Raw genomic sequence first — 25,936 nt, 5'->3', positions numbered from 1 at the left:
GAAGGCCGCGGGGTGCTCGGTCAGCAACACGACCCCAGCGGCGCCTGCGCGCATCCGCGCAGGCCAAGTGGCGCTTTCGCGCAGTCGTTGCCTATCCGCTGCGTGAACTCCGGCCATCACCTCTTGTGGGGCCGCGGACGATGTTCTCGGCTCCGCAGGGGGTGTCCCGGAGCCGAGCGGTACGGCCGCCACGGAGCTGTGTCCGTCACACGGCGAGGTAGCCGCCGTCGGTGGGGACGACGAGGCCGTGGCGCTCGAGCCGCTCCAGGTGCAGGGACGCGGTCCGGCGCTCGACCGCCTCGACGAATGGCAGCCGGACGTGCGGCCGGTACACCAGTCGGTGTGCGACGACGTCGGCCAGGGTTCGTGGCTGCCGTAGCAGCCGCAGCAGCGTCTCGTCCCTGCGGTCGACCACCGCGGTGAAGCGGTCCAGAGCATCGAGGAACGCCTGTCGGTCGTCGAGCACGCCGACCTGGTGTGATGTCCCGTACCAGCGGGCGTCCACGTCGCGGAGTCGTCCGATCGACGTGAGGAAGTCGTCGAGGCTGCTGGAGAGGTCGCCGTAGTAGGGACCAAAGGACGTGAGGTCGATGTCCCCGAGGAAGAGGAACCCGTCAGGCTCGACCAGGAAGCCACAGTGACCCGCGGTGTGCCCCGGCAGGTGCAGGACGGTCAGGGTCCGGCCACCCAGGTCCACCACGTCGCCGTCCTCGAACGTGCCGACGTGCTGGCGCTCGCTGAAGTGGAACGTGTCCCGGAGTTGTTCCCGGAAGCCCCCGGCCTCGGAGGATCTCATCCCGAAGCCTGCGAGCAGGACCTCCGGGGAGCGGACGGTGCCGACCTCGGCGGGGTGTGCGAGGACCGGCAGGTCCGGGAACAGGTGCAGTCCCGCCAGGTGATCCTCGTGAGCATGGCTGATGACGACCAGGTCCACGGCGTCCGACAACCCACCTCGCCGGTGGACCTCGATCGAAGCGTCGACCAGCACGGTCCGGTTCGTCCCGCTGATCAGCAGCGAGTTGCCGGACGGATAGCGGCCGCCCTCCGGCGAGGCGAGGAGGGTGACACCTCCGTACTGCACATCGGGGCCGCGCATGCCGTCCTCCCCGTCGTGCCATCGGCTCCCCGCCGACGGCGTCTCCCGCTACCCCGCCGCTGCGTCGGACAACCGGGCCAGCCACTCCTGCCGCCACGCCTCCGTCCTCGCCACCTCGTTGAACGTGAAGAAGTGGAAGCCCTGCAGGTTGTGCTCAGGCCGGCCGAGGGTGGGTGCGAGGCCTTCCACGAGCCGATCCGGCCGGTAGCCGTGGGGCAGGAAGAAGCGCCAGAACATGCTGTGCTGCTTCGCCAGGAACCGGGCCGACCGGCCGAGCCCGAGTCCGGCTGAAATCCGAATCAGCTTCTGGCGCGTCACCGCGCCGGGGAGTCCGATCCGGATCGGCAGATCGACGCCCCGCCGTTTGACCTGCCGCGCCCAGGCCGTCGTGCTCGCGGGGTGGAAGCACAGCTGGGTGATGACGTGGGTCGCGTGCGGGGCCTTGCGCTCGAGAGCGCGCTCGATCAGTTCTGCGCTGATGTGTCCGTGCCCCTCCGGATAGCCGCCGATCCCCACGTGCCGGAAGTGGTGGCCGACGGTCTCCAGCGCCTCGAGCAGGCCGAGGGCGTCGGGGAACGTCCCCGCGGGCTCGGCGGCGTCGCCGCCGACGACGAACACGCCGTCCACGGCCGCGGCCTGGAGGCGGGCGATGACGTCGGCCAGGTGCGAGGCGTCGTGGACCAGCCGAGCAGCCAGGTGCGGGGTGACCGTGAACCCGTGGCCGGACAGCCGCTCCGCCAGCTCGAGCGTGGGTGTCAGGCCCTTGGCCTCGGTGACAGTCACGGTGAGGGGCACGGTCCGGGGGACGTGCTCGACGACCGACGCCTCGGCGCCCCGCAGCGGCAGGACCTCGTAGCTCGCCTCCCGCAACGCCCGCTCCAGCGTGCCCCGGGACCGCCGCGACGTCGGCCGGCGCTCGACCGGAGGCGGTGGTCCCGTCCCCGTCGGCGCACGGGCCCCGCCCGGGACCTCAACGCACATGCGACACCTCCGCGGCGACGGTCGTGTCCTCGCCGTGGCCGGTCCTGACGACCGTGTCCGCGGGAAGGGTCAGCAGGCACGAGCGGATCGAGTGCAGGATCGTCGGCTTGTCGCTGTGGGACCGGCCCGTGGCCCCGGGGCCGCCGCAGAACAGCGTGTCCCCGGTGAAGACGGTGCCCAGGTCGCGCGCGTAGAGGGAGGTGCTGCCCGGGGAGTGGCCCGGGGTGTGCATCGAGAGCAGGGACGTCCCTGCCACGGAGAACCGGGTGCAGTGGCCGACGGGGTGATCCGGCAACGCCCCCGGGTGGACCGCCTCCCAGAACATGAGGTCGGCGGGGTTGAACCAGATCGGTGCGCCGGTGGCCTCCCGGAGGGCGACGGCGGCGGTGATGTGGTCGTTGTGCCCGTGGGTGAGCACGATGGCGGTCACCCGGCGGCCGCCGATCGCGTCGAGGATGGGTTCGGCGCGGTGGGGGGCGTCGATGACGAGCACCTCGTCGTCGTCGCCGACCAGCCAGACGTTGTTGTCGACGTCGAAGTCCTGGCCGTCGAGGCTGAACACGCCGGAGACCACGGTCCTGTCGATGCGGGCGCTCGTGCGTCCACCGCGCCGGGCGCTCGTCGGGCCCGCGAGGGCCGCTCCTGTTTTCACCGGTGAGCTCACCACGCCGCTCACTTGTCCAACACCACGACCGAGCGCAGCACCTCGCCGCGGCGCAGGTTGTCGAAGGCCTCTTCGACGTCGTCCAGGCCGATGGCCTCGGTGACGAAGTCCTCCAGTGGGAAGCGGCCCTGCCGGTAGAGGTCGACCAACATCGGGAAGTCCCGGGAGGGCAGGCAGTCGCCGTACCAGGAGGACTTGATCGCCCCGCCCCGGCCGAACACCTCCAGCAGCGGCAGGGTGATCGTCATGTCCGGGGCGGGCACCCCGACCAGCACCACCCGGCCGGCCAGGTCGCGGGCGTAGAAGGCCTGCTCGAACACCGCCGGGTGGCCCACCGCGTCGATGGTCACATCCGCACCGAAGCCGCCGGTGGCGGCCTTGACCGCCGCGACCGCGTCGGTGGCCTTGCTGTTGACGGTGTGGGTGGCGCCGAACCGCCGGGCCCACTCCAGCTTCCGGTCGTCGATGTCCACCGCCACGATGGTGGCCGCGCCGGCCAGCTTCGCCCCGGCGATCGCGGCGTCGCCCACCCCGCCGCAGCCGAACACCGCCACGCTCTCCCCGCGGCGCACGCCGGCGGTGTTGATCGCCGCGCCCACCCCGGCCATCACCCCGCAGCCGAGCAGGCCGGCGGCGGTGGCCGGCGCGGCGGGGTCGACCGGAGTGCACTGCCCGGAGTGCACCAGCGTCTTCTCGGTGAACGCGCCGATGCCCAGCGCCGGGCTCAGCGCGGTGCCGTCGGTGAGGGTCATCTGCTGCGCGGCGTTGTGGGTGTTGAAGCAGTACTGCAGCTCGCCTTTGAGACAGGCGCGGCACTGGCCGCACACCGCCCGCCAGTTCAGGATCACGAAGTCGCCCACGGCGACGTTGGTGACCCCCGCACCGACCGCGGCCACGGTGCCGGCGGCCTCGTGGCCGAGCAGGAACGGGTACTGGTCGGTGATGGTGCCCTCGCGGTAGTGCAGGTCGGTGGCGCACACCCCGCAGGCCTGCACGTCGACCACCGCCTCGCCCGGGCCGGGGTCGGGCACGATGATCGTCTCGACGGTCACCGGGGCACCCTTGCTGCGGGCGACGACGCCCTTCACCTCGTAGGCCATGACGGTGGATCTCCTCTCGCTGATGCGCGGACCGGACGCGGTGGTCGCTGCTCCGGTGGTGGGAGGGCCCTGTGCTCCCCGCCCCTCGCACGCGTGGAGCGGGGCCCGGATCGCGGCCGGCGGTGGGGTCGGGAGGTCCTCTCCCGGCACCCCTTGACCCCGTCCGGCGCTCACCCTACTGTGTTGGACGACTGATATACCAGTCTTCGGCTGCATCTCATGACAGAAGGGACTCCGGCATGGTCGTCCAGGTAGACGGAGCGCTCCAGGCCCCGGCCGGTCCGGACCGCGTGCTCGATCGGTCGCTGGCGGACACCGACCCCGAGGTGGCTGGTGCGATCGTCGCCGAGCTGACCCGGCAGCAGACCACTCTGGAGATGATCGCCAGCGAGAACTTCGCCCCGGTGGCCGTCATGCAGGCCCAGGGCTCGGTGCTGACCAACAAGTACGCCGAGGGCTACCCCGGCCGGCGGTACTACGGCGGCTGCGAGCACGTGGACGTCATCGAGCAGCTGGCCATCGACCGGCTGAAGGCGCTGTTCGGCGCGGAGTACGCCAACGTGCAGCCGCACTCCGGTGCGCAGGCCAACGCCGCGGCGATGTCCGCCCTGCTGCAGCCCGGCGACACCATCCTGGGGCTGGACCTGGCCCACGGGGGCCACCTGACCCACGGGATGAAGCTCAACTTCTCCGGGAAGCTCTACGACGTGGCCGCGTACCACGTGAGCCGCGAGGACCACCGGGTCGACATGGCCGAGGTGGAGAAGCTGGCGCAGGAGCGGCGGCCCAAGCTCATCGTGGCCGGCTGGTCGGCCTACCCCCGTCAGCTGGACTTCGCCGAGTTCCGCCGGATCGCCGACGAGGTCGGTGCCTACCTGATGGTCGACATGGCGCACTTCGCCGGGCTGGTGGCAGCCGGGCTGCACCCCTCCCCGGTGCCGCACGCGCACGTGGTCACCTCGACCACCCACAAGACCCTGGGCGGCCCGCGCGGCGGGGTCATCCTGGCCACGGCCGACCTCGCGAAGAGGTTCAACTCCTCGGTCTTCCCCGGCCAGCAGGGCGGCCCGCTGGAGCACGTGATCGCCGCCAAGGCGGTGGCCTTCAAGCTGGCCGGGGAGCCGGCCTTCCGCGAGCGCCAGGAGCGGACCCTCGCCGGCGCCCGGATCCTGGCCGACCGGTTGCTGACCGCCGACTCCCGCGAGGCGGGCATCAACGTGGTCAGCGGCGGTACCGACGTCCACCTCGTCCTGGTGGACCTGCGCGAGTCGGAGCTGGACGGCCGGCAGGCCGAGGACCGCCTGCACTCGATCGGCATCACCGTCAACCGCAACGCGGTGCCCTTCGACCCCCGCCCGCCGATGGTCAGCTCCGGGGTCCGCATCGGCACTCCGGCCCTGGCGGCGCGCGGGTTCGACCTCGAGGACTTCGCCGAGGTCGCCGACGTCATCGCCGCCGCGCTGCGGCCCTCGGTGGGCGAGGACCAGCTCGCCGAGCTGCGCGGCCGGGTCACCCGGCTGGCCGACCGCCACCCGCTCTACCCCGATCTGACGGAGGTCCCCCGATGAGCCTCGGTTCCCCCCACACCACCCGCACCCTCCGCACCCCCGGCGCGGACCTGCCGGAGCACCCGGACGCCCTCTGGCGGAGCCCGGAGCCGAAGCGCTCCTACGACGTGGTCATCGTCGGCGGCGGCGGGCACGGCCTGGCCACCGCGCACTACCTGGCGAAGAACCACGGCATCACGAACGTCGCCGTCCTGGAGAAGGGCTGGCTGGCCGGCGGCAACATGGCCCGCAACACCACGATCATCCGGTCCAACTACCTGTGGGACGAGAGCTCGGGCATCTACGAGCACGCGCTCAAGCTGTGGGAGGGGCTCGAGGAGGACCTCGGCTACCCGATCCTGTTCAGCCAGCGCGGCGTGCTCAACCTGGCCCACACCCTGCAGGACGTCCGTGACAGCGTGCGCCGGGTCGAGGCCAACAAGCTCAACGGCGTCGACGCGGAGTGGCTGGAGCCGGACGAGGTCCGCAAGGTCTGCCCGGTCGTCAACACCTCGACCGACATCCGCTACCCGGTCCTGGGGGCGACGTACCAGCCCCGCGCCGGCATCGCCAAGCACGACTACGTGGCCTGGGGCTTCGCCCGCCGCGCCGACGAGGCCGGGATCGACCTCATCCAGGACTGCGAGGTCACCGGGTTCGCCACCGACGGCAATCGGGTCACCGGGGTGCAGACCACCCGCGGCACCATCGGCGCGGGCACCGTGGCCCTCTGCGCGGCCGGCCACACCTCCGTGCTCACCGACATGCTCGGCATCCGCGTGCCGATCCAGAGCCACCCGCTGCAGGCGCTGGTCTCCGAGCTGCTCGAGCCGGTGCACCCCACGGTGGTCATGTCCAACGCCGTCCACGTGTACGTCTCGCAGGCGCACAAGGGCGAGCTGGTCATGGGCGCCGGCGTCGACTCGTACAACGGCTACGGCCAGCGGGGCGCGTTCCACATCATCGAGCGTCAGATGGCCGCCGCCGTCGAGCTCTTCCCGGTGTTCGCGCGGGCGCACCTGCTGCGCACCTGGGGCGGCATCGTCGACACCAGCCCCGACGCCTCGCCGATCGTCGGGCGCACGCCCTACGACAACGTCTACCTCAACTGCGGCTGGGGCACCGGCGGGTTCAAGGCCACGCCCGGCATCGGCTCGGCCCTGGCGCACACCATCGCCCACGACGAGCCCCACCCGCTCGTGGCGCCGTTCAGCCTCGACCGGTTCGTCACCGGTGCACTCGTCGACGAGCACGGCGCCGCCGCCGTGGCCCACTGACGCACTCGCCCATCCACCCAGGAGTTCCCGTGCAACTCATCGCATGCCCGTGGTGCGGCCCCCGCGAGGAGGTCGAGTTCCACTACGGCGGCCAGGCTCACGTCCCCTACCCGGACACCCCCGCCGAGCTCTCCGACGAGGAGTGGGCGCACTACGTCTTCTTCCGCGACAACACCAAGGGCCGCTTCGCCGAGCGCTGGAACCACAGCGCCGGCTGCCGCCGCTGGTTCAACGCGATCCGCGACACCACCACCTACCGCTTCGAGCGTGTCTACCGCCTCGATGACCCGAAGCCGGGCGTGACCGAGCTCGCGAGGTCACGCAAGGAGGGAACAGCCCCGTGACCAGCCCGTTCCGCACGCCCCAGGGCGGCCGCATCGACCGCGCCACCACCGTCGGGTTCACCTTCGACGGGCAGACCTTCCCCGGTCACCCCGGCGACACCCTGGCCTCGGCGCTGCTCGCCAACGGCCGGCACCAGGTCGCCACGAGCATCAAGCTCGGCCGACCGCGCGGCATCGCCGCCGCCTGGGCCGAGGACCCGTGCGGCCTGGTGCAGATCGAGGAGCCTTTCCCCGAGCCCATGCTGCTGGCGACCACCGTCGAGCTGTACGACGGACTGGCCGCCCACGGCCTGCCGGGGCAAGGCCGCCTCGCCGACGTCCCCGACTCGGCCCGCTACGACGCGGTCCACCACCACGTGGACGTGCTCGTCGTGGGGGCCGGCCCCGCGGGGCTGGCCGCCGCGCTCACCGCCGCCCGGGCCGGTGCCCGCGTCGCGCTCGTCGACGAGCAGTCCGAGGCCGGCGGCTCCCTGCTCTCGGGCACCGAGCGGCTCGACGACGCCCCGGCGCTGCAGTGGGTCGCCGCGGCGGTCGCCGAGCTGGCCGGCTCCCCGGAGGTGCTGCACCTGCAGCGCACCACCGCGTTCGGCAGCTACGACGACGGTTTCGTCCTGGCCCTGGAGCGGCGCACCGACCACCTCGGCGCCGCCGCGCCCAAGCACGTCTCCCGCCAGCGGGTCTGGCGCATCCGGGCCCGCTCGATCGTCGTCGCGACGGGGGCGCACGAGCGTCCGGTCGTCTTCGCCGACAACGACCGCCCGGGGACCATGCTGGCCGGCGCCGCCCGGACGTTCCTGCACCGCTACGGCGTGCTGCCCGGCCGCGAGGCCGTCGTGTTCACCACGAACGACAGCGCCTACGACGCCGCCCTCGACCTGCACCGCGCGGGTGTGCAGGTGCAGGCGGTGGTCGACGCCCGGCCGGAGGGCTCGCCGCGCCGCGAGGAGTGCGAGCACGCGGGCATCCGCGTCCTGTCCGGTGCCGTCGTGACCGGCACGCAGGGCGTCGGGCGGGTCACGCACGCCCTCGTCGCCCCGTTCGCGGACGGCGAGGTCGGCGCCAGCAGCGCGATCGCCTGCGACCTGCTCCTGGTCAGCGGGGGCTGGAACCCCGCGGTGCACCTGTTCAGCCAGGCCCGCGGCCGGCTCCGCTACGACGAGGCCCTCGGTGCGTTCCTCCCCGGGGAGGCGCTCGACGGCCTGACCGTCACCGGCTCGGCCGCCGGCGTGTTCGACCTGGCCGGGTGCCTGGCCGACGGGCAGCGGGTGGCGCGCGCCGCGCTGACGGCGCTGACGATCCCGCCGGCGGGGGAGGACCGGCTGCCCGCCACCCCGGACCCCGTCGTCCCGGCCGCGCCGCTGGTGCTGTGGCGGGTGCCGGACACCTCCGGCGCCGACGGCAGCACCTCGTTCGTCGACCTGCAGCGCGACGCGACGGTCGCTGACATCGCCCGCGCGGTCGGCGCCGGGCTGCGCTCCATCGAGCACGTCAAGCGCTACACGACGATCGGGACGGCGCACGACCAGGGCAAGACCTCCGGCGTCCTCACCTCGGGGATCACCGCCGAGCTGCTCGGGATCCCGGTGCAGGACACCGGGACCACCACGTTCCGGCCGCCCTACACCCCCGTCGCCTTCGCCGCCCTGGCCGGCCGCGACCGCGGCCGGCTCTTCGACCCCGAGCGGGTCACGGCCCTGCACGAGTGGCACGGAGCGGCGGGCGCGGTCTTCGAGGACGTCGGTCAGTGGAAGCGTCCCCGCTACTACCCGCAGCCCGGCGAGGACATGGAGACCGCGGTCCTGCGGGAGTGCGCCGCGGCCCGGACCGGCGTCGGGATCCTCGACGGCTCCACCCTCGGCAAGATCGACGTCCAGGGCCCGGACGCCGCCGTCCTGCTCGACCGGCTCTACACGAACCTGATGAGCAGCCTGAAGGTCGGCTCCGTCCGCTACGGGGTCATGTGCGGCGTCGACGGCATGGTCATCGACGACGGCACCGTGCTGCGCCTGGCCGAGGACCGCTTCCTCGTCCTCACCACCACCGGCGGCGCGGCGAAGATCCTCGACTGGATGGAGGAGTGGGCCCAGACGGAGTGGCCGGACCTGCGGGTCCACTGCACGTCGGTCACCGAGCAGTGGGTCACCTTCCCCGTCGTGGGGCCGCGGTCCCGCGACGTCGTCGGCGCGGTCTTCCCCCACGTGGACGTCTCCGCCGAGGCCTTCCCGTTCATGACCTGGCGGGACACCACCCTCGACGGGGTGCCGGTCCGGCTGGCCCGGATCAGCTTCTCCGGCGAGCTCGCGTACGAGGTCTACGTCAACCCCTGGTACGCGGTCGCGGTCTGGCAGCGGCTGCTCGACGCCGGCCGCCCGTACGGCATCACGCCGTACGGCACGGAGACCATGCACGTCCTGCGCGCGGAGAAGGGTTACCCGATCATCGGGCAGGACACCGACGGCACCGTCACCCCGCACGACCTCGGTATGGCGTGGGCGGTCTCGAAGAAGAAGCCCGACTTCGTCGGCAAGCGCTCCTTCGCCCGCCCGGCCAACGCCGACCCGCTGCGCAAGCAGCTGGTCGGGCTGCTGCCGGTGGACCGGCAGACCGTGCTGCCGGAGGGCTCCCAGATCATCGACTTCCTCGCCGACGGCCAGCTGCCGCCCCCGCCGGTCCCGATGCTCGGCCACGTCACCTCCAGCTACCGCAGCGCCGAGCTCGCCCGCCCCTTCGCCCTGGCCCTGGTCAAGGGCGGCCGGGAGCGCATCGGTGACACCGTCCACGTCCCCGTCAACGGCACCCTCGTCCCGGTCGAAGTCACCGGCTCGGTGCTGGTCGACCCCGAAGGAGCCCGTCGCGATGGCTGAGCTGCTGCGCACCCACCCGCTCGAGGCCTGGCGCGCCGACTTCGAGCGGTTGCCCGGCACCGTCGGCATCACCGTCGAGCCGTTCGTCGCGATGGTGGACGTCCGCCTCAGCACCGTCGGTGCCGAGGCGTCGGCGGCGCTGGGCGTCGACCTGCCGACGGCGCCCAACACCTGGGTGCCGGCCGACACCGGGCGGGCCGTCTGGCTCGGCCCCGACGAGTGGCTGCTCACCAGCACCACGGAGACGCCCGAGGAGCTCGAGGACCGGGTCCGCGCCGCCGTCCTACCGCTGGGCGGCTCCGCGGCGGACGTCTCCGCCCAGCGGATCAGCCTCCGGCTGACCGGTGCGCGGGTGCGGGACGTCCTGGCCAAGGGCTGCTCGATCGACCTGCACCCGCGGGTGTTCGGGCGGGGGAGCAGCGCGCAGACGGCGCTCAGCCAGGCCGGCGTCGTGCTGCTGGCCCTCTCCGACGCGGGCGACGACGTCGTCGTCCTCGTCCGGTCGTCCTTCGCCGGCTACCTGGCCGACTGGCTGCTCGACGCGGCCCTCGAGTTCACCCCCACCCCTCACGACTGACCGGCCCGCGTCGGCAGTCCCCGGATCCACCGGCACGTCAGGAGCGAAGCAATGTCCAGCACCCCTCGTGTGGTCATCATCGGAGCGGGGATCGTCGGGGCCAACCTGGCCGACGAGCTGACCGCCCGTGGCTGGGACCGCGTCACCGTTGTCGACCAGGGGCCCCTCCCGCTGACCGGGGGATCCACCTCGCACGCGCCCGGGCTGGTCTTCCAGACCAACGGGTCCAAGACGATGACCGAGCTGGCCAGCTACACGGTGGAGAAGTTCACGGGCATCGACGTCGACGGTGCCTGGTGCTTCAACCAGGTCGGCGGCCTCGAGGTCGCCACCACGCCGGAGCGCCTCGCCGACCTGCACCGCAAGCAGGGCTGGGCGACCTCGTGGGGCGTCGACGCGCAGGTCGTCGACGCGGAGGAGTGCGTGCGGCTGCACCCGCTGGTCGACCGCGACCGCGTCCTCGGCGGGCTGCACATCCCCAGCGACGGCCTGGCCAAGGCGTCGCGCGCGGTCGTCGCGCTGGCCCGCCGCGCCGAGGCGCGGGGTGCCCGCTTCCAGGGCTCGACCCGGGTGACCGGCATCGAGCAGGCCGGCGGCCGGGTCACCGGGGTCCGGACCCCGGACGGCGTCATCCCTGCCGACCTGGTGGTGTCCTGCGCCGGCTTCTGGGGGGTGGAGGTGGGTGCCATGGTGGGCATGGACGTGCCGCTGCTCCCGCTGGCCCACCAGTTCGTCTGGACCGGCCAGGTGCCGGACCTGGTCGGGCGCAACACCGAGCTCACCGAGGCGAGCCTGCCGATCCTGCGCCACCAGGACCAGGACCTCTACTACCGGGAGCGCGTCGACCGCCTCGGCATCGGCTCCTACGCCCACCGCCCGATGCCGGTCGACCTGCGCGAGCTGCCGCAGGGCGACGGCGTCCGGGAGTCGTCGATGCCCTCGATGCTGCCCTTCACCGAGGAGGACTTCGCCGCCCAGTGGGAGGAGAGCCAGCTGCTGCTGCCCTCGCTGCGCGCCTCGAAGATCGACTCCGGCTTCAACGGTGTCTTCTCGTTCACGCCCGACGGCGGCCCGCTGATCGGGGAGTCGCGGGACGTGGCGGGCTTCTGGATCGCCGAGGCGGTCTGGGTGACCCACTCCGCCGGGGTCGGCCGGGCGGTGGCCCAGCTCCTGGTCGACGGCCGCTCGGAGATCGATCTGCACGGCTGCGACGTGCACCGCTTCGAGGACGTCCAGCTGGCCCCGGAGTACGTCAGCGAGACCTCCCAGCAGAACTTCGTCGAGATCTACGACGTGCTCCACCCGCTGCAGCCGCGGCTGTCCCCGCGCGACCTGAGGGTCAGCCCCTTCCACACCCGGCAGCGGGAGCTCGGCGCAGTCTTCCTCGAGGGCGGCGGCTGGGAGCGGCCGCACTGGTACGAGGCCAACGCGCACTTGGTCGACGAGCTGCCGGCGGAGTGGGTGCCGCCGGAGCGCGACGCGTGGGCGGGGCAGTTCTGGTCCCCGATCGCGGCGGCGGAGGCGTGGAAGACCCGCACCGCCGTGGCGCTGTACGACATGACGCCGCTCAAGCGGCTCGAGGTCAGCGGCCCCGGCGCCCTGGCCCTCCTGCAGCGGCTGACGACCGGCGAGATGGACAAGTCCGTCGGGGCGGTGACCTACGCGCTCGCCCTCGACGAGGCCGGCGGTGTCCGCAGCGACCTCACCGTGGCCCGGCTGGGGGAGCAGCTGTTCCAGGTCGGCGCCAACGGGCCCCTCGACCACGACCTCCTCCTGCGCGAGGCCCCGGACGACGGCAGCGTGCAGGTCCGCGACGTCACCGGCGGCACCTGCTGCATCGGGCTGTGGGGTCCGCGCGCCCGTGACCTGGTGCAGCGGGTCAGCGCCGACGACTTCACCAACGGCGGGCTGAAGTACTTCCGCGCCAAGCGGGCCCGGATCGGCGGGGTCCCCGTGACGGCGATGCGGCTGTCCTACGTCGGCGAGCTCGGCTGGGAGATCTACACCAGCGCCGACAACGGCCAGCGGCTGTGGGACGTTTTGTGGCGCGCCGGCCAGGACCTGGGTGTCATCGCCGCAGGCCGGGCGGCCTTCAACAGCCTCCGGCTGGAGAAGGGCTACCGCGCCTGGGGCCATGACATGACCACCGAGCACGACCCCTACGAGGCCGGTCTCGGCTTCGCCGTCCGCAAGCAGAAGCAGGGCTACGTGGGCCAGGAGGCTCTCGCCGGGCGCAGCGACGACACGGTGAGCCGCCGGCTGTCCTGCCTGACGATCGACGACGGCCGCAGTGTCGTCCTCGGCCACGAGCCGGTGTACGTCGACGGCCGACCGGCCGGCTACGTGACCAGCGCCGCCTTCGGGCACACGGTCGGCCGGCCGATCGCCTACGCCTGGCTGCCGGCCTCGGCGACCGTCGGGACGACGGTCGAGATCGAGTACTTCGGTACCCGCATCCCCGCCACCGTCGCCGCCGAGCCGCTCGTCGACCCGGAGATGACCCGCATCCGCGGCTGAAGAAGGACCCGCCCCGCCAACTCGCCCGCCGGCCCGCGACCGTTCCCACCCCCGGAGGACCCCGCTCATGCGCACCGACACCATCGAGACGTTCCTGGAGCAGCTCGCCGCCAGGGTGCCCGCACCCGGAGGAGGGGCTACCGCCGCGCTGCACGCGGCCCAGGCCGCCGCCCTGGTGGCGATGGTCGCCCGCTACAGCGACTCGGCGAAGTACGCCGACCACGCCGAGGAGATCGCCACAGTCACGAGCACCGCCGACCGGCTGCGGGAGAACGCGCTGGGCCTGGCCGAGGAGGACGCCGCGGCCTTTACCGCGGTCACCGAGGCCTACCGGCTGCCGAAGGGGACGCCCGACGAGGCCGCGGACCGGTCCGAGGCCATCGCGACCTCCCTCGTCGCGGCGGCCCGGGTGCCGGCGGTCGTCGTCGCCGTCGCCGACCAGGTGCTCGGCCTGGCCGAGCAGCTGCTGCCGATCGGCAACCGGAACGTGGTCAGCGACGTCGCCGCCGCCGCCGAGGCGGCCCGGGCAGCGGCCACGACGGCCCGGGTCAACGTCGAGATCAACCTGGGTGGCATCAAGGACCCGGCGGCCTGGGGAGAGCTCGCCGCGGCCGTCGACACCGTCGACGACCTCGTGCTGCGCGCGGAGAAGGTCACCGCCGCCGTCCGGGACGGGCTGGTCCGATGACCGCGACGCTGAGCGGAACGGAGCTGGCCGCCGGCATCCGCGCCGAGGTCGCCGCCGCGGCCGCGGACCTGACCGCCGCCGGGACACCGCCCCGGCTCGCCGTCGTCGTCGCGACGGCTGACGAGTCCAGCGCCTGGTACGTCCGCTCCATCGCCCGCGCCGCGCAAAAGACCGGCATCGCCTGCTCGGTCGTCGACCTCGGGGAGACGGCGACGTCGGAGCGGATCGGCGCCGAGCTGGCCGCGCTCAGCGCCGATCCCGCGGTGCACGGCATCATCCTGCAGACGCCGCTGCCGCCCGGCGCCGTCTTCGCGGACCTCGCCGCGTCGATCGACCCCGCCAAGGACATCGACGGCGCCAACCCGCTCAGCCTGGGACGGCTGGCCGCGGGCCTGCCCGCGCATCCGCCGGCGACCGCCGAGGCCGTGCTCGTGCTCCTGGACCACCACGGGATCCCCCTGGCCGGCGCGCACGCGGTCGTGGTCGGGCGCTCCACCGTCGTCGGCAAGCCCGCGGCGCACCTGCTGCTGCAGCGGGACGCCACCGTGACCGTCTGCCACAGCCGCACCAAGGACCTGGCCGCGCTCACCCGGACCGCGGACGTGCTCGTCGCCGCCGTCGGGCGGCCGGAGCTCATCACGGCCGAGCACGTCGGCGAGGACTCGGTGGTCATCGACGTCGGGACCAACCCGACGCCCGACGGCGGGCTGGTCGGCGACGTCGACGCCGGCTCGGTCACCGGGCGCGCCGCCGGGCTGACACCGGTCCCCGGCGGGGTCGGCCCGGTCACCACGGCACTGCTCCTGCAGCACACGGTCGCGTCCGCGCGCGGCTGAACGAGGACCCGCCTGCCCTCCGCGGGCGGCCGTGAGCCGCCGTCCCGCCCTCTCCCGACCCCGCGAGAACGGAGCAGTCAGATGACCGGCACGGCGTTGGCCGACCGCCCACCCGCAGGCACCGGCACGTCGACGCCCCCCCTCGCACGGGCGCTCGCGGCGGGGCGGCCACTGGTCTGCGGCATCCTCAACGTCACTCCCGACTCGTTCTCCGACGGCGGGCGGTTCGACGACCTGGACCGGGCCGTGGCGCACGGGTGCACCCTGGCTGCCGAGGGGGCCGACCTCATCGACGTCGGCGGGGAGTCGACCCGGCCCGGCTCGCGCCCGCCGACCCTCGCCGAGGAACTGGCCCGTGTCGTCCCGGTGGTCGAGGCCCTCGCGCAGCGGACCCCCGTGCCGTTGTCCGTGGACACCTCGCGGCCCGAGGTCATGCGGGCCGCCGTCGCGGCCGGGGCGAGCATGGTCAACGACGTCCGGGCGCTGCGGTCGCCGGGTGCCCTGGAGGTTGCCGCGGAGCTGGGCGTGCCGGTGTGCCTGATGCACATGCAGCGCTCGCCGGAGACCATGCAGCAGGACCCGCGCTACCGGGACGTCGTCGTGGAGGTGCGCACCTTCCTCGCCGAGCGGATGCGTGCCTGCCTCGACGCCGGCATCCGGCAGGAGCACCTGGTGGTGGACCCGGGGTTCGGGTTCGGCAAGACGCCGGCCCACAACGTCGCCCTGCTGGCCTCGCTCGACGGGCTGCACAGCCTGGGGGTCCCGGTCATGGTCGGGCTGTCCCGGAAGTCGGTACTCGGGCAGCTCACCGGCCGGGCGGTGGGGGACCGGCTGCCCGCGTCCCTGGCCGCGGCGCTCCTCGCCGCCCAGCGAGGTGCCGCGGTGCTGCGGGTGCACGACGTCGCGGCCACGAGGGACGTCCTGACGGTGCTGGACGCCGTCGGCCCGGTGTAGTCCGCCTGGAGGCGTCCTCGGCGGGCCCCGTCCACAGGCTTGCCGCGGGCCTGGTGACGTACTGGAACGGCCCCCTGCAGGGTCCCGCCGCGGACCGGCCCGGTCCAGAGGCTCGCTGCGAGCCTGGGAGCGGTGAGGAGGACGGGATCTTCGACTTCCGCTAGATCACCGAACGGATCGCCCGCTCGAAGCCCAGGACGTGCTCACGGGCGAGGTCGTCGGCCTGATCGGCGTCGCCGGCGGCGATCGCGCGGAGCAGCTCCACGTGCTCACCGACATGCTCGTCCACCGTGGGCAGCCGGTCCAGGAACAGGCAGAAGATCCGCGTCGCCAGGTTGTCGTAGCGGATCAGGACGTCCTCCAGGTGGGGGTTGCCGGCCGCCCGGTAGATGGCCCGGTGCACGGCGAGGTCCCAGCGCATCAGCTCGGTCCGGTCGATCTGGGTGACGTCCAGGTGCTGGATGCGCGAGGCCAGGTCCTCGAGCTCGGCGTGCGCCGTGCGGACGGCCCGTTCGGCGGCACGACGGGCGGCCAACGGCTCGAGCTGAGCGCGGATGTCGGAGATGTGCGCCAGGTCGGAGATGTCCATACCGGTCGCAAAGGTCCCGCGCCGCGGGTAGGACACCACGAGGCGGTCGCCCTCCAGCCGTTTCAGCGCCTCGCGGACCGGGGTTCGGCCCACATCGAGGTCCTTGGCCAGTTCGTCGTCGTCGATCGGGTCGCCCGGCCGGATGTCCAGCATGATCAGCCGGTCCCGGATCGCCACGTAGGCCTTGTCCGCCAGGGACGCGACAGCAGACGAGTCGAGGTCCAGGGGCTCAGCGCTCACGACCAGATCGTAGAGGTTGGCGGCCAACAGGCCTTGCCTCTTCAGAGGGATCGACATACCTTTACAGTACATCTGATATACCAACTGTGTACCCAGGTCCCCAGTCGGTGTGGCAGGACATCGGCGGGGAGAGGGAGGTACAGGTGACCATCAGCGCCTTCGACCTGTTCAAGGTGGGGATCGGCCCGTCCAGTTCGCACACCGTCGGCCCGATGCGTGCCGCCTGCGCCTTCGTGTCCCGGCTCCGCGACGAGGGCCGGCTGGGCCGGGTCGCCGCGGTGCGCTGCGAGCTGTTCGGGTCGCTGGGGGCGACCGGGCACGGGCACGGCAGCGTCAAGGCGGTCGTCCTCGGCCTCGAGGGGGAGCAGCCGGACCTGGTCGACCCGGTGGCGGCCGGCCCCCGGGTCGACGCCGTCCGTCGCGAGGGGAAGCTGGCCCTGGCCGGCGAGCACCCCATCGCCTTCTCCGTGGACGACGACGTCGTGCTGCACCGGCGCAAGCGGCTGGAGTTCCACAGCAACGGCATGCGCTTCCGCGCCCTGGACGCCGAGGGCGACGAGGTCGACCGGCGCGAGTACTACTCGGTCGGCGGTGGCTTCGTCCTGGACGAGGACGAGGCCGGCAACGCGGTGATCGTCGAGGACGGCACCCCGGTGCGGTACCCGTTCCACAGCGGCGAGGAGCTGCTGGCGCGCACCCGTGAGACCGGGCTGCGGATCAGCGACGTGATGCTGGCCAACGAGCTGGCCTGGCGCAGCGAGGCCGAGGTGCGCGCCGGCCTGCTGCACGTCTGGTCGGTGATGCAGGAGTGCGTGGAACGCGGCACCCGGACCACCGGCGTGCTCCCCGGGGGGCTCAAGGTCCGCCGGCGCGCTGCGGCCCTGCGCGCTCAGCTGGCGGAGCACCCGGACGAGGCCGACCCGCTCCGCGCGATGGAGTGGGTCACGCTCTACGCGCTGGCGGTCAACGAGGAGAACGCCGCAGGCGGCCGGGTGGTGACCGCGCCGACCAACGGCGCCGCCGGCATCGTGCCGGCCGTCCTGCACTACTACCGCGACTTCGTCGGGTCCTACTCCGAGGACGGGGTGGTGCGGTTCCTGCTCACCGCTGCGGCGGTCGGGCTCCTGTTCAAGGAGAACGCTTCGATCTCCGGCGCGGAGGTCGGCTGCCAGGGGGAGGTCGGCTCGGCCTGCTCCATGGCCGCCGCCGGCCTCGCCGAGGTGATCGGGGGCAGCCCGGAGCAGGTGGAGAATGCCGCGGAGATCGGCATCGAGCACAACCTCGGCCTCACCTGCGACCCCGTCGGCGGGCTGGTGCAGATCCCGTGCATCGAGCGCAACGCCGTCGGCTCGGTCAAGGCCATCACCGCCGCGCGGATGGCCGTGCGCGGTGATGGCCGGCACCACGTCCCGCTGGACAAGGCGATCAAGACGATGCGCGAGACCGGTGCCGACATGAAGGACAAGTACAAGGAGACCGCCCGTGGCGGGCTGGCGCTCAACGTCGTCGAGTGCTGAGGAGGCACCCGTGTCCCACCCGTTCACCCTCACGCTCAGCTGCCAGGAGCGCCCGGGCATCGTGCACGCGGTCAGCTCGTTCCTCTTCGAGCACGGTTGCGACATCGTCGAGCACCAGCAGTTCGACGACGCCCTCCGCGGTCAGCTGTTCCTGCGCACCGCCTTCGTCTGCGCCGAGGACACCGACTGCGAGCGCCTCTCCGCGGACTTCCAGGCCGTGGCCGACGAGTTCGGCATGACCTACCAGGTCACCGGGGAGCGGCCGCCGCGGGTGGTGGTCATGGTGTCGAAGCTCGGTCACTGCCTCAACGACCTGATCTTCCGGTGGCGGGCCGGCAACCTCGGCGGGGAGCTGGTCGCCGTGGTGTCCAACCACGAGGACCTGCGGCCGATGGCCGAGGCGGCCGGCCTGCCCTTCGTCCACGTCCCGGTGACACCGGCCACCAAGCGGGAGGCCGAGGCCCGGCTGCTCGAGCTGGTCGACGAGTACCGGGCCGATCTGGTCGTGCTGGCCCGCTACATGCAGATCCTCTCCGACGAGACGTGCGCCGCCCTGTACGGCCGCGCGATCAACATCCACCACTCGTTCCTGCCGGGGTTCAAGGGCGCCAAGCCCTACCACCAGGCATTCGACCGCGGGGTGAAGCTGGTCGGGGCGACGGCCCACTACGTCACTCCCGACCTGGACGAGGGCCCGATCATCGAGCAGGAGGTCATCCGCATCGACCACACCTTCGATCCCCGTGCGCTCGCCACCGTCGGACAGGACGCCGAGGCGCTGGCGCTGTCGCGGGCCGTCCGCTGGCACAGCGAGCAGCGGGTGCTCCTCAACGGGCACAGCACGGTCGTCTTCCGGTGACCCGGTCGCTGGAGGTCTGATGTCGACCGGGACGGCGGAACTGCCGCCGCCCGCCGGCGCACCCTCGTCCAGGGCCGCGCTCGACCGCGTCCGCCGGTACCTGTTCGCGGAGCTCGGGCCGCAGCGGGGCCCGGCGGGGATGGGGCTCGCCCGCCCGCGGGCCCTGTTCGGGGCGCTGGGGGATCCGCAGGACCGCTTCCGCGCCGTGCACGTTGCGGGCACCGCGGGGAAGGGGTCGGTGAGCACCTTCGTGGCGAGCCTGCTCCGGGCCCACGGGTTCCGGGTCGGCGCCCACCTGTCGCCGCACGCCTACTCCGTCCTCGAGCGGTTCCAGGTCGACGGCGCTCCCGCCGGAGCCGACCTCGTCGACGCGGCGCTGACCCGGGTCCGGCCGGCAGTCGAGGCGGTGGAGCAGGCCGGCCACGGTCGGCCGTCCTTCTTCGAGGTCACCAACGCCATCGCGTTCGGCCTGTTCGCCGACCGGGTCGACTACGGGGTCGTCGAGACCGGGCTCGGGGGACTGCTCGACTCCACCAACACGATCTCCCGGGCGGACAAGGTCGCGGTGATCACCCCGATCGGCTTGGACCACCAGGACGTCCTCGGGGCCACCGTCCGCGAGATCGCGGCGCAGAAGGCCGGCGTCCTCCCCGTCGGCGGCCGTGCGGTCGCGGCCCGCCAACGGAGCGCCGAGGTGGAGGACGTGCTCAGCGCAGAGGCGACCCGTCGGGGCTGTGACCTCCGGTGGGTGGACCTTGGCCCCCCGGCGGTGCGGGCCTGGACCGGACCGGGCGGCACCGAGCTGCACCTACGCGGCCAGCCGTCCCTGTCCCTGGGGCTCACGGGGCGGCACCAGGCCGGCAACGCCCATCTCGCGCTGCGTGCCGTCGAGGCGCTGGCCGCGCGCGACGGCTGGTCCCTCGACGCGGACGCCATCTGGCTGGGGATGCGGAGCGCCACCCTGCCCGGCCGGTTTGAACGCCGTGTGATCGCCGGCCGGACGGCGGTCCTCGACGGAGCCCACAACCCGATGAAGCTCGCGGCGCTGGTGGCGACCCTGCAGGAGGTCCACCCCGGCGTCCGGTTCCCGTGGGTCCTCGCGTTCAAGCAGGACAAGGACCTGGACGCTGCCCTGCACGTCGTCGCGCCGGCGGCCTCCGTGGTCGTCGCGACGGAGTTCTGCTCCACCGGCGGCGACCACCCCGCCGGCGCCTCCGTCCCGGCCGAGCTCGTCGCCGCGGCGGCGGCGGACCGGGGCATCGCCACAGCGGTGGAGGGCAACCCGGTGCTCGCGGTCCGCCGTGCTGCGGAGAAGGCGGACGAGGCGGTGCCGGTCGTGGTGAGCGGCTCGTTCCAGCTGCTCGCCGCCGTCCACGGGGCAACGGTGCCGCGGTGACCTGGGCCCGCTTCGACGACCTCCGCAGCGGGACGGCGCTCCGGTGTCCCGCGCCCGACCGGATCCTGGTGGCCGAACACCCGGGTGAAGTCGTCGGCGTGCTGGCCGAGGTCCAGCGGGCCACGGACTCCGGGCGGTGGGCGTTCGGCTACGTCGCCTATGAGGCCGCTGCCGGGCTGGATCCACGGCTCGCCGTGCACCGATCCATGCCCATGGGCATGCCGCTGGTCTGGTTCGGGGTCTGCGACCAGCCGGTTCCCGTGCCTCCGCTGGAGCCGGCCGGGCCGGCCGGCGCCGGCCGAGGCGGGGCGGCCCGGTGGCAACCCACGTGGACACCGGCCGGGCATGCCGACGGCGTCCGGCAGGTCCACGAGCGGATCGCCGCCGGGGACACGTTCCAGTGCAACCTGACCGTCCGGATGTCCGGTCGCGTGTCAGGGGATCCCTTCGCCCTGTACCGGGACCTGGCCCTGGGTCAGCGCGGAGCCCACAGCGCCTATCTCGACCTCGGCCGCTTCGCCGTGGCCAGTGCCAGCCCCGAGCTGTTCTTCGAGCGCCGTGGCGACGCGGTGCTGCTCCGCCCCATGAAGGGCACGGCGCGGCGGGGACGGGACCGGGAGGAGGACCGGCGCCTGGCCCACCGGCTGCAGTCCAGTCCCAAGGAGCGGGCGGAGAACGTCATGATCGTCGACCTCATGCGCAACGACATCGGCCGGATCGCCGAGATCGGCAGCGTCGACGTGCCGGCGCTCTTCACCGTCGAGCGCTACGAGACCGTGCTCCAGCTCACCTCCGACGTCACGGCTCGACTCTCGCCTGGAACCGGCCTGGTCGAGCTGTTCCGGGCGCTCTTCCCCTGCGGCTCGGTCACGGGAGCGCCCAAGGCGAGCTCCATGGAGATCATCCGGTCCCTGGAACCCGACCCGCGCGGCGTCTACTGCGGAGCCATCGGCCTGGTGGGTCCACCGGACGCGCCGGTCCGGGCGCGGTTCAACGTGGCCATCCGGACGGCCGTGGTGGACAGGTCCTCGGGAGAGGCCGTGTACGGCACCGGCGGTGGCATCACCTGGGGCTCGGAGGCGTCGGCCGAGCATGCCGAGCTCCTCGCCAAGGCCGCGGTCCTGTCCGCGCGGCCCCGGGAGTTCGAGCTGCTGGAGACGATGCGGCACGACCCTGAGCGCGGTCTGCGTAACCGGGAGCGTCATCTGCACCGCCTGGCAGCCTCGGCCGAGCACCTGGGGTTCCGGTTCGACCTGCCGACGGCGCGACGCGTCCTGGCCGTGCGGCTGGCGGGAGAGCCGGCGGCACGCGTCCGGATACGCCTCCGGCGCGACGGGACGCTCGCCGTCGACGTCGAGGCGCTCCCTGCGCCCTCGACCGGCCCGGTGCTGCTCGCGGTCGACGACGATCCGGTCGATCCCCGGGAGACCTGGCTCTACCACAAGACGAGCCTGCGGGAGCCGTACGACCGGCGCCGCGAGCGGCGACCCGACGTCGACGACGTGATCATGGTCAACACGAGGGGAGAGCTCACCGAGGTGACCCGAGCCTCCCTCGCAGTGGAGCTCGACGGGTGCTGGTGGACGCCTCCACTGGAGGCCGGGTGCCTTCCCGGCGTCGAGCGCGCGCGGCTGCTCGAGATGGACAGGCTGCAGGAGCGGGTGCTGCGCGTGGCCGACCTCGAGCGGGCGGAGGGGGTGGCGGTGCTCAGCTCGCTGCGGGGATGGCGTGCCGCAGAGTTGAGCGGCGTTCGTCGCAAGGCGGCGCCCATCCGAGGCCGGAAGGAGCCGGTACGGACCTCCCCCGGGGCGGGGAGCCTGGCGCCTGCGGCACTCATCGGCGGGGGATGAGGCGCTGGGATCCCTCGCGGCGGACAGGCATGTCGACGCACAGCTGTGCGTGGGTCGAGGTGACGGAACCGAACCCGCGTGGCGAGCTCGGAAGGCTCTCGGCCAGCGGGTCGGCGAGACCCGGTTCGACCACCGCGGACAGAGCGTCGGCCAGCGCATCGCTGGACCAGGTCAGCGTGCCCGTCGGTCGCAGGGGACTGGCCACTCCAGCGTTCGAGGCGGTGGCGTCCCGACCCGAGGCGGCAAGCTCCCGGGGGCCCTTGACCCTCCTCGGCAGTCTGCACTACGTTGTTGTACAACTGATATAACAGCCTGAAGGTCGGTCATGGCGGCAAGCGATTCGCTGCGCGAGCACGGCGGCTTATCGCGTGCTCGTGGCTGGAAGGCTCCGCTCTCGCCGCTCCTCGAGCACGCAGCCACCGGCGCGAGCCGACGCACGCCAGAGGGGAGTCCGCCGGTGCCGTGGTCGCCGTCGCCCGGTTCGGACCCGGCGTCTCACCCGGACCGCCATGCGCAGGCGGTCGTCCCGGTCTTCTTCCTGTCCGACAGCACCGGGATCAGCGCCGAGACGATGGGCAACGCACTGCTCATCCAGTTCCCTGACGTGCGCTTCGAGCGCACGTTGATCCCGTTCATCTCGACGGTGGAGCAGGCCCGGGAGGTGGTGGCGCAGCTCGACGCGGCGATGGCGGGCCCGGTGCCCCCGCTGGTGTTCACCACCGCGGCCGTGGACGAGGTGCGCGAGGAGCTGCTGAAGACGAAGGCCCCGATCATCGACTTCTTCGGGCTGCACATGAGCCGGGTGGAGGAGCAGTTGGGGGCCCGCGGCCTGCGTGAGGCGCGGCGGCTGCACGGGGTCGGCGACGTGCGGCGCTACAACGACCGGATGGCGGCGATCGAGTTCGCCATCGAGCACGACGACGGCCTGGGCTCCCGGGGGCTGGACCGGGCCGACGTGGTGCTGCTGGCGCCGTCGCGGTGCGGGAAGACCCCGACGGCGATGTATCTGGCCCTGCAGCACGGCCTGTTCGTCGCCAACTACCCGTTGGTCGACGAGGACCTGGAGACCACCGACCTGCCCCGCCCGGTCCGGGACCTCGCGGACCGCTGCTTCGGGCTGACCACCACCGTGGTTCGGCTCAGCCGCGTGCGCCAGGAGCGCCGCCCGGATTCCCGGTACGCCTCGGAGGAGCAGTGCCGCTTCGAGCTGCGGCGGGCGACGGCGATCTACGACAGGCACCAGCTACCCACGGTGGACACCTCGGCGGCCTCCGTCGAGGAGATCGCCACCGTGGTGATCCAGACCCTGGCCCGGCAACGGCCCCGCTCCGGCGACCGCGCGCAGCCCGGCCACGACCTCCGGCGAGATGGGACCACCCGACCATGAGCACCGACACCGCACCCGAGGCACCGACCAGCACCACGGCGGGAGGCGCGGCCGACGACGCCGACAACGTCCGCTGGTTCGCCGAGCTGGGGCTGGGCGACCTGGAGGTGGTCGGCGGCAAGAACGCCTCGCTGGGCGAGATGATCTCGAACCTGGCCGACGCCGGGGTCAGCGTCCCCGACGGCTTCGCCACCACGGCGGCGGCCTACCAGCGCTTCCTCGGGGACACCGGCCTGGCCGCGCGGATCGCCGAGCGGCTGCGCGCGCTGGACACCGACGACGTCCGGGCGCTGGCCGCGGCCGGCCGGGAGATCCGCCGGGCGGTCGTCGAGCAGCCGTTCCCGCCGGCCCTGGAGGCCGACATCCGGGCGGCCTACGACCGGTTGGCCGGGGACGACCCGGAGGCGTCGTTCGCGGTGCGCTCCAGCGCCACGGCCGAGGACCTGCCCGATGCCTCCTTCGCCGGGCAGCAGGAGACGTTCCTCAACGTGCGGGGCATCGACGCGGTGCTGCAGGCGGTCCGGGAGGTCTACGCCTCTCTCTACAACGACCGGGCGATCGCCTACCGGGTGCACCACGGGTTCGACCACGAGGCGGTGTCGCTGTCGGCGGGCGTGCAGCGGATGGTGCGCTCCGACGTGGGGGCCTCCGGGGTGGTGTTCACCATGGACACCGAGTCCGGCTTCCGGGACGCCGTCTTCGTGACGTCGGCCTACGGGCTGGGCGAGGGCGTCGTGCAGGGCGCGGTCAACCCCGACGAGTTCTACGTCTACAAGCCCGCCCTGCGGGCCGGGCGCCCGGCAATCCTCAAGCGGGGCGTGGGGGACAAGGCCACCAAGATGGTCTACACCGACTCCGCCGAGGTCGGCCGGACCACCGCGTTCGTCGACGTCGACCCCGCCGAGCGCCGGCTGCTGTCCCTCACCGACGACGAAGTCACCGAGCTGGCCCGGCAGGCCTGCCGGATCGAGCAGCACTACGGCCGGCCCATGGACATCGAGTGGGGGAAGGACGGGCTGACCGGGCAGATCCTGATCCTGCAGGCGCGCCCGGAGACCGTGCAGTCCCGCTCCGGCAACACCACCGAGCGCTACACGCTCACCGGCACCGGGGACGTCCTGGTCGAGGGCCGGGCGATCGGGCAGAAGATCGGCGCCGGTGCGGTCCGGGTGCTCACCGACATCGACCAGATGGACCAGTTCACGGCCGGCGACGTGCTGGTGGCGGACATGACCGACCCGGACTGGGAACCGATCATGAAGCGCGCCTCGGCGATCGTGACCAACCGCGGCGGGCGGACCTGCCACGCGGCGATCATCGCCCGCGAGCTGGGCATCCCCGCCGTCGTCGGCACCGGGACCGCCACCCGGGTGCTGTCCGACGGCGACCCGGTCACCGTCTCCTGCGCCGAGGGCGACACCGGCGTCGTCTACGCCGGACAGGTGGGCTTCGAGGTGGCGGAGACCTCGCTGGACGCCATGCCGGAGATCCCCACCAAGATCATGTTGAACGTGGGGACCCCCGAGCAGGCGTTCGCCTTCTCCCGGCTGCCGCACGCCGGCGTCGGGCTGGCCCGGCTGGAGTTCGTCATCAACCGGCAGATCGGCATCCACCCGCGCGCGCTGCTGGACCTCGAGGACCTCGACGCGCCGCTGCGGGCGCAGGTCGAGGAGCGGATCGTCGCCTACCCCTCGGCGCGGGACTTCTTCGTCCAGCGGGTCGCCGAGGGGATCTCGATGATCGCGGCGGCATTCGCGCCCGAGCCGGTCATCGTGCGGATGAGCGACTTCAAGTCCAACGAGTACGCCAACCTGCTCGGCGGCGAGCGCTACGAGCCGCACGAGGAGAACCCGATGATCGGCTACCGCGGGGCGTCGCGGTACCTGTCGGCCGGCTTCGCCGACTGCTTCGCCATGGAGTGCGAGGCGCTGCGCTACGTCCGCGACGAGATGGGCCTGACCAACGTCAAGATCATGATCCCGTTCGTCCGGACGGTCGCGGAGATCGAGGGCGTGGTGCGCCTGCTGGGCGAGCACGGCCTGCGCCGCGGGGAGAACGACCTGTCGGTGGTGATGATGTGCGAGCTGCCCTCCAACGCGCTGCTGGCCGGGGACTTCCTCGACCACGTCGACGGGTTCTCCATCGGCTCCAACGACATGACGCAGCTGACGCTGGGGCTCGACCGCGATTCGGCCCTGGTTGCCGGGGGTTTCGACGAGCGAGACCCGGCGGTGCTCGCCCTGCTGGAGATGGCGATCAGGGCGTGCCTGGAGCGCGGGAAGTACGTCGGCATCTGCGGCCAGGGCCCCAGCGACCACCCCGACCTCGCCGAGTGGCTCGTGCAGCAGGGGATCGAGTCGATGTCCCTGAACCCCGACACCGTCGTCGACACCTGGCTCCACCTGGCCAAGGCCGGCCGAACGACCTGAGGAGTGGCGTTCTGCCCACAGGCCGCGTCAGTGGAACGTCCAGGCGCTGATCGCCATTCTGACCACCATCGTTCCCCGTACGGAGACGTCCGCTGCGGTGCGTGGTCGTTCCGTGTGCCAGCCGACCTGCACGGACGCACTTCGACGAACCGCGGCGGACACGCCGCGCAGATCTGCGGGTTTCAGGCGTGTCTCGACCGCTCGGGCTCGGCGCAGCAGTCGAG

20 protein-coding genes are annotated in these 25,936 nt (G+C 72.8%); 15 read left to right on the top strand and 5 right to left on the bottom strand.

Features of this window, described 5'->3' with window-relative positions:
- Window positions 1-205 precede the first annotated feature (205 nt).
- The 4 genes from GOBS_RS14125 to GOBS_RS14110 all read right to left on the bottom strand — a co-directional run bounded on the left by GOBS_RS14125 (window position 206) and on the right by GOBS_RS14110 (window position 3,841).
- A complete protein-coding gene (locus GOBS_RS14125; protein ID WP_012948948.1) occupies window positions 206-1,096 on the bottom strand; it encodes an MBL fold metallo-hydrolase in 891 nt (296 codons plus the stop codon).
- A 48-nt stretch (window positions 1,097-1,144) separates the two neighbouring features.
- Window positions 1,145-1,966 carry a methylenetetrahydrofolate reductase gene (locus GOBS_RS14120; RefSeq protein WP_208104294.1) on the bottom strand — a complete coding sequence of 274 codons (822 nt, stop codon included), beginning with the start codon at window positions 1,964-1,966 and terminating at the stop codon, window positions 1,145-1,147.
- Between the two features lie 100 nt (window positions 1,967-2,066).
- On the bottom strand, window positions 2,067-2,639 hold the full coding sequence (locus GOBS_RS14115) for an MBL fold metallo-hydrolase (RefSeq protein WP_243697500.1): 573 nt from the start codon (window positions 2,637-2,639) through the stop codon (window positions 2,067-2,069).
- 110 nt (window positions 2,640-2,749) lie between these two features.
- Window positions 2,750-3,841 (bottom strand): S-(hydroxymethyl)mycothiol dehydrogenase, encoded by a 1,092-nt coding sequence (locus GOBS_RS14110; protein WP_012948945.1) that lies wholly within the window; start codon window positions 3,839-3,841, stop codon window positions 2,750-2,752.
- Between the two features lie 239 nt (window positions 3,842-4,080).
- Here GOBS_RS14110 and glyA point away from each other — a divergent pair, with 239 nt between their 5' ends.
- The 9 genes from glyA to folP all read left to right on the top strand — a co-directional run bounded on the left by glyA (window position 4,081) and on the right by folP (window position 15,445).
- Window positions 4,081-5,409: a serine hydroxymethyltransferase gene (gene glyA / locus GOBS_RS14105; protein WP_012948944.1), complete on the top strand. Its 1,329-nt coding sequence runs from the start codon at window positions 4,081-4,083 to the stop codon at window positions 5,407-5,409.
- Window positions 5,406-6,665, top strand: a complete 1,260-nt coding sequence (locus tag GOBS_RS14100; protein WP_012948943.1) for a sarcosine oxidase subunit beta family protein — start codon at window positions 5,406-5,408, stop codon at window positions 6,663-6,665. The genes glyA and GOBS_RS14100 overlap by 4 nt, the downstream gene beginning before the upstream one ends.
- Before the next feature lie 29 nt (window positions 6,666-6,694).
- On the top strand, window positions 6,695-7,009 hold the full coding sequence (locus GOBS_RS14095) for a sarcosine oxidase subunit delta (protein WP_012948942.1): 315 nt from the start codon (window positions 6,695-6,697) through the stop codon (window positions 7,007-7,009).
- Window positions 7,006-9,873, top strand: a complete 2,868-nt coding sequence (locus GOBS_RS14090; protein ID WP_012948941.1) for a 2Fe-2S iron-sulfur cluster-binding protein — start codon at window positions 7,006-7,008, stop codon at window positions 9,871-9,873. Before GOBS_RS14095 ends, GOBS_RS14090 begins: the two co-directional genes overlap by 4 nt.
- Window positions 9,866-10,450, top strand: coding sequence for a sarcosine oxidase subunit gamma (locus GOBS_RS14085; RefSeq protein WP_012948940.1), 585 nt, complete (start codon window positions 9,866-9,868; stop codon window positions 10,448-10,450). Before GOBS_RS14090 ends, GOBS_RS14085 begins: the two co-directional genes overlap by 8 nt.
- A gap of 51 nt (window positions 10,451-10,501) precedes the next feature.
- Complete coding sequence (locus GOBS_RS14080; RefSeq protein ID WP_012948939.1) at window positions 10,502-12,967, top strand: GcvT family protein; 2,466 nt, start codon at window positions 10,502-10,504, stop codon at window positions 12,965-12,967.
- Window positions 12,968-13,034: 67 nt separating this feature from the next.
- Window positions 13,035-13,655: a cyclodeaminase/cyclohydrolase family protein gene (locus tag GOBS_RS14075; RefSeq protein ID WP_012948938.1), complete on the top strand. Its 621-nt coding sequence runs from the start codon at window positions 13,035-13,037 to the stop codon at window positions 13,653-13,655.
- On the top strand, window positions 13,652-14,491 hold the full coding sequence (locus GOBS_RS14070) for a bifunctional 5,10-methylenetetrahydrofolate dehydrogenase/5,10-methenyltetrahydrofolate cyclohydrolase (RefSeq protein ID WP_012948937.1): 840 nt from the start codon (window positions 13,652-13,654) through the stop codon (window positions 14,489-14,491). Before GOBS_RS14075 ends, GOBS_RS14070 begins: the two co-directional genes overlap by 4 nt.
- Window positions 14,492-14,572: 81 nt before the next feature.
- Complete coding sequence (gene folP / locus GOBS_RS14065) at window positions 14,573-15,445, top strand: dihydropteroate synthase (protein ID WP_012948936.1); 873 nt, start codon at window positions 14,573-14,575, stop codon at window positions 15,443-15,445.
- Between the two features lie 160 nt (window positions 15,446-15,605).
- On the opposite strand, the gene GOBS_RS14060 is transcribed toward folP, so the two are convergent.
- Window positions 15,606-16,274: a GntR family transcriptional regulator gene (locus GOBS_RS14060; protein WP_049788584.1), complete on the bottom strand. Its 669-nt coding sequence runs from the start codon at window positions 16,272-16,274 to the stop codon at window positions 15,606-15,608.
- A 143-nt stretch (window positions 16,275-16,417) separates the two neighbouring features.
- Here GOBS_RS14060 and GOBS_RS14055 point away from each other — a divergent pair, with 143 nt between their 5' ends.
- From GOBS_RS14055 to ppsA, 6 genes are all read left to right on the top strand, one after another.
- Window positions 16,418-17,791 (top strand): L-serine ammonia-lyase, encoded by a 1,374-nt coding sequence (locus GOBS_RS14055; protein ID WP_012948934.1) that lies wholly within the window; start codon window positions 16,418-16,420, stop codon window positions 17,789-17,791.
- 10 nt (window positions 17,792-17,801) lie between these two features.
- Window positions 17,802-18,650, top strand: coding sequence for a formyltetrahydrofolate deformylase (gene purU, locus GOBS_RS14050; RefSeq protein WP_012948933.1), 849 nt, complete (start codon window positions 17,802-17,804; stop codon window positions 18,648-18,650).
- Between the two features lie 19 nt (window positions 18,651-18,669).
- Window positions 18,670-20,046 (top strand): bifunctional folylpolyglutamate synthase/dihydrofolate synthase, encoded by a 1,377-nt coding sequence (locus GOBS_RS14045; protein WP_012948932.1) that lies wholly within the window; start codon window positions 18,670-18,672, stop codon window positions 20,044-20,046.
- A complete protein-coding gene (gene pabB, locus GOBS_RS14040) occupies window positions 20,043-21,896 on the top strand; it encodes an aminodeoxychorismate synthase component I (RefSeq protein ID WP_012948931.1) in 1,854 nt (617 codons plus the stop codon). The genes GOBS_RS14045 and pabB overlap by 4 nt, the downstream gene beginning before the upstream one ends.
- 457 nt (window positions 21,897-22,353) lie before the next feature.
- On the top strand, window positions 22,354-23,283 hold the full coding sequence (locus tag GOBS_RS14030) for a pyruvate, water dikinase regulatory protein (RefSeq protein WP_012948930.1): 930 nt from the start codon (window positions 22,354-22,356) through the stop codon (window positions 23,281-23,283).
- Window positions 23,280-25,712, top strand: coding sequence for a phosphoenolpyruvate synthase (ppsA, locus tag GOBS_RS14025; RefSeq protein ID WP_012948929.1), 2,433 nt, complete (start codon window positions 23,280-23,282; stop codon window positions 25,710-25,712). Before GOBS_RS14030 ends, ppsA begins: the two co-directional genes overlap by 4 nt.
- Window positions 25,713-25,936 lie beyond the last annotated feature (224 nt).

Origin of the sequence: Geodermatophilus obscurus DSM 43160, from assembly GCF_000025345.1 — a bacterium.
In the GTDB taxonomy this organism is placed as follows: Bacteria; Actinomycetota; Actinomycetes; order Mycobacteriales; family Geodermatophilaceae; genus Geodermatophilus; species Geodermatophilus obscurus.
Note: the sequence above shows the minus strand (reverse complement) of the source record. Positions and strands in the feature narration are given on the sequence as shown.